Origin of the sequence: Bartonella sp. AA9NXGY, assembly GCF_042196845.1 — a bacterium.
In the GTDB taxonomy this organism is placed as follows: domain Bacteria; phylum Pseudomonadota; class Alphaproteobacteria; order Rhizobiales; family Rhizobiaceae; genus Bartonella.
In genome coordinates this window covers 1-5,549 of the sequence record NZ_JBHIRB010000038.1, presented here as the reverse complement: position 1 = coordinate 5,549, position 5,549 = coordinate 1, and the positions used below count along the sequence as shown (strand labels likewise).

The 5,549-nt window shown below is 37.3% G+C and carries 10 protein-coding genes and 1 pseudogene; 5 read left to right on the top strand and 6 right to left on the bottom strand.

Annotated features, from left to right (window positions below; all coding sequences use genetic code 11):
- From ACFIM6_RS09345 to ACFIM6_RS09320, 6 genes are all read right to left on the bottom strand, one after another.
- The coding region (locus tag ACFIM6_RS09345) for a DUF1376 domain-containing protein (RefSeq protein WP_375612605.1) at positions 1-532 on the bottom strand (532 nt) is incomplete at its 3' end.
- Complete coding sequence (locus tag ACFIM6_RS09340) at positions 522-872, bottom strand: DUF1376 domain-containing protein (protein WP_375612604.1); 351 nt, start codon at positions 870-872, stop codon at positions 522-524. The genes ACFIM6_RS09345 and ACFIM6_RS09340, both read right to left, overlap by 11 nt.
- A complete protein-coding gene (locus tag ACFIM6_RS09335) occupies positions 862-1,335 on the bottom strand; it encodes a crossover junction endodeoxyribonuclease RuvC (RefSeq protein WP_375612606.1) in 474 nt (157 codons plus the stop codon). Before ACFIM6_RS09335 ends, ACFIM6_RS09340 begins: the two co-directional genes overlap by 11 nt.
- A 15-nt stretch (positions 1,336-1,350) precedes the next feature.
- Positions 1,351-2,178 carry a hypothetical protein gene (locus ACFIM6_RS09330; protein WP_375612603.1) on the bottom strand — a complete coding sequence of 276 codons (828 nt, stop codon included), beginning with the start codon at positions 2,176-2,178 and terminating at the stop codon, positions 1,351-1,353.
- 19 nt (positions 2,179-2,197) lie between these two features.
- Positions 2,198-2,764: a hypothetical protein gene (locus ACFIM6_RS09325; RefSeq protein ID WP_375612602.1), complete on the bottom strand. Its 567-nt coding sequence runs from the start codon at positions 2,762-2,764 to the stop codon at positions 2,198-2,200.
- 10 nt (positions 2,765-2,774) lie between these two features.
- Positions 2,775-3,026 (bottom strand): helix-turn-helix domain-containing protein, encoded by a 252-nt coding sequence (locus ACFIM6_RS09320; RefSeq protein ID WP_375612601.1) that lies wholly within the window; start codon positions 3,024-3,026, stop codon positions 2,775-2,777.
- A 91-nt stretch (positions 3,027-3,117) separates the two neighbouring features.
- Between ACFIM6_RS09320 and ACFIM6_RS09315 the strand changes: the two genes are divergently transcribed.
- The 5 genes and pseudogenes from ACFIM6_RS09315 to ACFIM6_RS09295 form a co-directional block, all read left to right on the top strand.
- A complete protein-coding gene (locus ACFIM6_RS09315; protein WP_100128398.1) occupies positions 3,118-3,420 on the top strand; it encodes a helix-turn-helix domain-containing protein in 303 nt (100 codons plus the stop codon).
- Positions 3,421-3,626: 206 nt separating this feature from the next.
- Complete coding sequence (locus ACFIM6_RS09310) at positions 3,627-4,007, top strand: hypothetical protein (protein WP_375610977.1); 381 nt, start codon at positions 3,627-3,629, stop codon at positions 4,005-4,007.
- A gap of 113 nt (positions 4,008-4,120) precedes the next feature.
- On the top strand, positions 4,121-4,735 hold the full coding sequence (locus tag ACFIM6_RS09305) for a hypothetical protein (protein WP_375612600.1): 615 nt from the start codon (positions 4,121-4,123) through the stop codon (positions 4,733-4,735).
- A 3-nt stretch (positions 4,736-4,738) separates the two neighbouring features.
- Entirely contained in the window at positions 4,739-5,290 is a 552-nt protein-coding gene (locus ACFIM6_RS09300) for a hypothetical protein (protein ID WP_375612599.1), read from the top strand.
- A gap of 8 nt (positions 5,291-5,298) precedes the next feature.
- A pseudogene (locus tag ACFIM6_RS09295) lies at positions 5,299-5,549 on the top strand (hypothetical protein); the annotation flags it as partial.

Below are 5,549 nucleotides of genomic sequence, written 5' to 3'. Positions count from 1 at the left end.
AATCGTTTGTTTCTAAATTTTCAAAATCAATTTCTCTTTTTGATAAAATAATATTTTTATTTTTTTTGTTATTGTTATTGTTAATGTTATTGTGCATTTCCAAGCATTGCTCGTGCATTGCGTATGCATTGCTTGTGCATTGCTCATGCATTGCACGTGCATCATCATTACTTTTATCTTTGTTTTTATCCCATCTAGCTTTTGCTGCTTTTGAAGCCTTTTCCGAAGCTTTATCTAAATTCTCATTAGAGTTATTGAGTTCTTCCTCAACATCTAAATTCCACAAGCGACCATCTGCTAAACGAATGAAATATCCTTCTTCAAGCAAAACATTCAGTGCCGCTTCAAACTTCTTCACTGAATAACCAGTGTAATTAGATAAAACTTTAATATTATAAAAAAGAGGTTCACCAGTATGCAACATACGTAACCGTAATCGCATATAGATATTGCCCTCTACAGCAGGCAAATAATCAACAACAATTGCCCACTGGTCTGCAAAAAGCCTCGTCCATGGCAACTTAGTTGACATACTTCACCTCCCTTTCTTTATTATTATTGCAAGTGAAATTATCTAGCTCTTCAGTGACGTTATTGAGTTCTTTTTCAACTTCTGAATTCCACAACCCACCATTGTCTAAACGTATGATGAATCCACCTTCAATCAAGGAATTCAAAGCTGCTTCAAACTCTTCTACTGGATAACCAATCCAACGAGCTAATACCCTTAAGTTGTTTAAAATAGGTTCACCAGTATGGAGCATTAGAAGTCGCAACATGACATAGATACATTTCTCGGTCGGCGACAAACAACCAAGAGTAAGAAGCCATTTGTATGCAAAAAGCCTCGTCCATGGTAATTTAATGGACATACCCCAATTCCCTTTCTTTAACTAAATATAAAATTGCTAAAGCATCTGCTTCGTTGTCATCTTTCGGATTGTGCCCTTTTGCACGCACCGCCTTAATCATCTCTTCTTTCGACGCATTCCCCTTGCCTGTCGTCGCTTTCTTAATCGTACTTACTGGTATCCCCTCATACGGTATCTGATGCTGTTCACACCACGCCGTTAACGTTGCTAACAAACCACCGTAAACATGCGCTGCATCTGTACCTTTATGACGCCTCACCTCTTCAAAATACACCACGTCAATTTGACCTGCTGTCTGCTTTATTTCTGATAGCCATTGTTTAAAACGCAAGTAACGCATTCCACCGCCTTCAAAACGGCGCGATTGAAAATTCACGGTACCACTGAACATGTCACCACTTGCACCACGTATCGCCCACCCTGTTTTGGTACCTAGATCAAAACAAAGAATTGTATTATTCATCACGTTTATGAAGCTCTAAAGCCATATTCTGTACTCCCAATAATAACGGAGTCGCTCCCATATTCTACGGTGCCAAGGTAGAGATGCCATATATCGTTGTGGTGTTAACATAGACAATTCATAAGTCTTATTAGAAACGAACTGAGAGTTTATATGTTCACCACCCCTTATTCTTGTACCACCAAAAACCGCCCCTCCACCACTGATCCAACAATTGCCTTCATGACTTAGGTTATCTTCACTTTCTACCCAGCCCCCTAAATCACCTTTTTTGACATCACCAAAGTCTCTCAATGCACGTATGCGGTAAAGAGTATGATCATCAACTTCAATTGTTTCATCAGTAAGTTCGTATTTTTTTTCGCTACCATCAACCGACGCAATACTACCAATAATATCTTGAGAAATACGTGCATTACCAAATGCATTGGCAAATTCATGAATTGCTGCTGTACCATATACATGCGCCTGATCAAAAACATGAGCATTTCCATAAACCTTAGCTCTGCCGTAAACATGCGCATGATCATAAATTTCTGCATCACCGTAAACGTGTGCATTATCGTAAACCTGAGCATTGTTACCAACACATGCATTTTCATTAACACATGCCTTACCATAAACCTTGGCATTGCCGTAAACTCGTGCATTGCTATAAACATGTGCCTCATCGTAAATCCAACAATTACCCTCATGAGATAAGTTGCCCTCATGCTCTATAAAACCACCTAGATCCCATTGCTCGACATCTCCAAAGTCTTTTAATGCACGAATACGGTGAAGAGTTTTGCCACAAAATTTGATTATTTCATCAGTAAATTCATACTTCTTTTTAAGTATCATATCTTCCACCCCTATCTCCTCACTTACCCTTCTTCTTACTCTTCTTATTCTTATGAAGCGGCGCTTTTACTGCTTCATCACGCTGTTTAAGCTCTTGTGTTAGTCTTTCAACTTCCTCGTCGCGTGATTGAACATCTGCTTTTAGTGCCTGTATCTTTTCACTTTTCCGTTTGAACTCTTCTCGGTACGCATCTATCTTTTGTTTCAGTTCTTTAATTTCCGTATCACGTGATTGAACATCTGCTTCGAGTGTCATTACAACTTCACTTACATTTCTGAACGCCTTTTCATGCTCTTCAGTCTTTTGTTTCAGTTGTTTAATTTCCTCGTCACGTTCTTCAATCTCTTGCTTCAGTTGTTTAATTTCCTTGTCACGTTCTTCAAGATCCGCATCACATTCATCAATTGTCTGCTTGCTTTCCTTTAAATACCTAAACTCATTCTCTTTCATTTTTTTCTTAATATCTTGAACCTGCTCTTTAAGTGCTTTAACTTGATCGCGATAATGCAATGCAATACGAAACATCACTCCGCTTAAGAGCAAAACTGAAACCACTGCTATCCATAAAATTTCATTCGAACTCATTTTGATCTCCTTAATGCTGCAATCTATCGCCCGTCTGATCAACACCGCGACTTTTAGAAATTGAAGAAAAATTCTCTTGATACCAATCGCTAGGACTTATGTAATTATCAGTAACTTCTGCTATTTTTTGTATTATCCTAGGATGCGGAAATCGCTTCTTATTCACATAGCGTGCTATAGATGCTTGTGTAACACCTACCAAAATCGCAAACTCGGCATAAGTAATATTATTCTTTGATAAATACAGTTTTAGTTTAGACATTCCTCTTTTTACCATATTGGTATTATTAAGACAAGCATATTTTACCATATTGGCATTTGAAAGGATATTTTTTTTAATTAGGATAAGAATCATGAATAATTTGAAATTTTTCAGACAAAAAGTAGGTTTAACTTCAAAAGAATTAGCCGAATTGGTAGGGACTAGTCAGCCACAAATTTTTCGTTTAGAAAATGGACAACGAAAATTAACAAAGGAGTGGGCTGTACGTTTGGCGCCACACTTAAAAATTACCCCCAAACAACTGTTGTTTTCAGGAAATAAGCCTAATAGCTTAGATGAACAAATTGAAGATATGTTAGAGCATCTAAGCTACGATAATAAGGTTAAACTTCTTGATCTCCTTTCTTCATTTTATCAAGATAAAAAAGAATAAACTCTCTTTTTTCATCTTCTGTCAATTTATCCCATAGTTCTAATATTTGCGTATTAATTGACCATTTTTCATCCATTTTTTCTACTCTAAAAAAATATAAAATAAAAAAATAACCATTTTGGTATTGACTTTAAATTACCGTTTTGGTATCAAATATCCCATATCTTAGAAAATAACTTTTGCCAATAGGCAGTATGGAGGCATTTGTGAATAAACCAGTGTTTATCAATTCTGATGAAATTCTCTTAGTGATGTGCGAAAATGAAGAACAAAATCTCGCTAAATCTGGTCCTTTATTAGAAGAAAAGGACATTATCAATTTTATCGACCAAACCGATAATGCTGTCCAAATTTTGCGCGTAGAACCAACGACTAATCGTTGCGAAGATATCTCTGAAGATATTGCTGAGTTTTATCTCAAACTACGTGAACAAAAGTGTTTTGATGGCAAAATACCGCATGACTTTATTCTACACAGCACAGCATACGGTTTTTTTTTAGATGATATAAAACAGCGCGAATATGATGATGCAATGTATGGTTCTTACGAAAAACAACACCGTTTGCGTCCTTGTGATGTGCTTTAAAAGCTAAAGGCGTTTTTAAAAGACGCCACCTTTTCAAAAAATTCACCACACAATGCAATGCCGTTCTTTTGCAAGAACGACAAAGGCAGAATCTAACTTAAAGGAGTAAAACCATGGAAAAAAAATACGAACTTACTGATGAAACAATTGAGTTTGATAGAAAAACTCTCCACCGCATTCGTGCTTTAAGGGATTTTGATGATGTTAAAGCAGACGACCTAGGCGGCTATATCGAGAAAGAAGACAATCTAAGTCATGATGGTAATTGCTGGGTAGGTGATGATGCAAAAGTCTATGGTTATGCCAAGGTTTTTGGTGATGCACATGTTTATGGAAACGCTCGTGTAGATGGTCATGCAAGAGTTTATGACAAAGCCAAGGTTTATGGTGATGCTTATATTTATAACATTGCTGATATTTACGAAAATGCATGTGTTTTTGGTAGTGCATCTGTTACCGGAGAAACTAATATTTTTGGTAATGCGCAGATTTTTGAACATGCTCGTGTTTTTGCCAGTGCACAAATCTACGAAAATGCACAAGTTTCCGGTGGTGCATTTATTAGTGGAAAAGCTGAAATTTATGGAAATGCTAAAATCTATGGCAGTCCATTGATTTCCATCAGAGCAAAAGTTGGGGGAAATGCCAAAATCTGTGGTGATGCATTTATTCATGGAAACGCAGAGATCATCAATGATGAAATCATCACAACGGGCATGAGGCAATAAACCATGGAAAAGAAATACGAACTTACTGATGAAACAATCGAAGTTGGGGGCAAAACTCTCCACCGCATTCGCGCATTACGAGACTTTGGAAACGTCGAGAAAGGTGATTTAGGTGGCTATATACAAAAAGAAGACAACCTATCGCATCATGGTAATTGCTGGATTGGGGATTATGCAAAAGTCTATGGTTATGCCAAGGTTTTTGGTGATGCTAAGGTTTACGAAAATGCACAAGTTTACGGTTATGCACATGTTTACAACAATTCTCGTATTTATGGCAAAGCAGAAGTTTGCGATGAACCATGCATTTACGGTGATGCAGAAGTTTACGGTGATGCATATATTTGCGGTGAACCGCACGTTTTTGATAATGCAGAAGTTTATGGCAATGCACAAGTTTACGAAAAGGCATACATTTATGATAGGGCGCGTGTTTACGGCAATGCAGAAGTTTCCGGTGATGCGCATGTTTACGGTCATGCAAAAATTTACGGTGAAGCATGTGTATGTTGGGACGACTGGATTGATGGCGATAAAAGAATCTCAACTAGGTAACAAACCAGATGAAAAAATACGAATTTACTGATGAAAAAATTGTGTTTGATGGAAGAACTCTTCACCGAATTAGAGCATTAAGAGACTTTGGATATGTCAAAAAAGGTGACCTCGGCGGTTTTATAGAAAAAGAGAGCAACTTAAGCCATAAGAGAGACTGTTGGATTTTTGGCAATGCACAAGTTTACGGTGATGCCAAAGTTTATGATGATGCGCGGGTTTATGGGAATGCACGCGTTTATGACAATGCACAAGTTTA

Excerpts from the sequence above, each read along its gene's own strand:
- ACFIM6_RS09340 (WP_375612604.1), bottom strand. The coding sequence starts at position 872 with ATGTCCATTAAATTACCATGGACGAGGCTTTTTGCATACAAATGGCTT.
- ACFIM6_RS09335 (WP_375612606.1), bottom strand. The coding sequence starts at position 1,335 with ATGAATAATACAATTCTTTGTTTTGATCTAGGTACCAAAACAGGGTGG.
- ACFIM6_RS09330 (WP_375612603.1), bottom strand. The coding sequence starts at position 2,178 with ATGATACTTAAAAAGAAGTATGAATTTACTGATGAAATAATCAAATTT.
- ACFIM6_RS09325 (WP_375612602.1), bottom strand. The coding sequence starts at position 2,764 with ATGAGTTCGAATGAAATTTTATGGATAGCAGTGGTTTCAGTTTTGCTC.
- ACFIM6_RS09320 (WP_375612601.1), bottom strand. The coding sequence starts at position 3,026 with ATGTCTAAACTAAAACTGTATTTATCAAAGAATAATATTACTTATGCC.
- ACFIM6_RS09315 (WP_100128398.1), top strand. The coding sequence starts at position 3,118 with ATGAATAATTTGAAATTTTTCAGACAAAAAGTAGGTTTAACTTCAAAA.
- ACFIM6_RS09305 (WP_375612600.1), top strand. The coding sequence starts at position 4,121 with ATGGAAAAAAAATACGAACTTACTGATGAAACAATTGAGTTTGATAGA.
- ACFIM6_RS09300 (WP_375612599.1), top strand. The coding sequence starts at position 4,739 with ATGGAAAAGAAATACGAACTTACTGATGAAACAATCGAAGTTGGGGGC.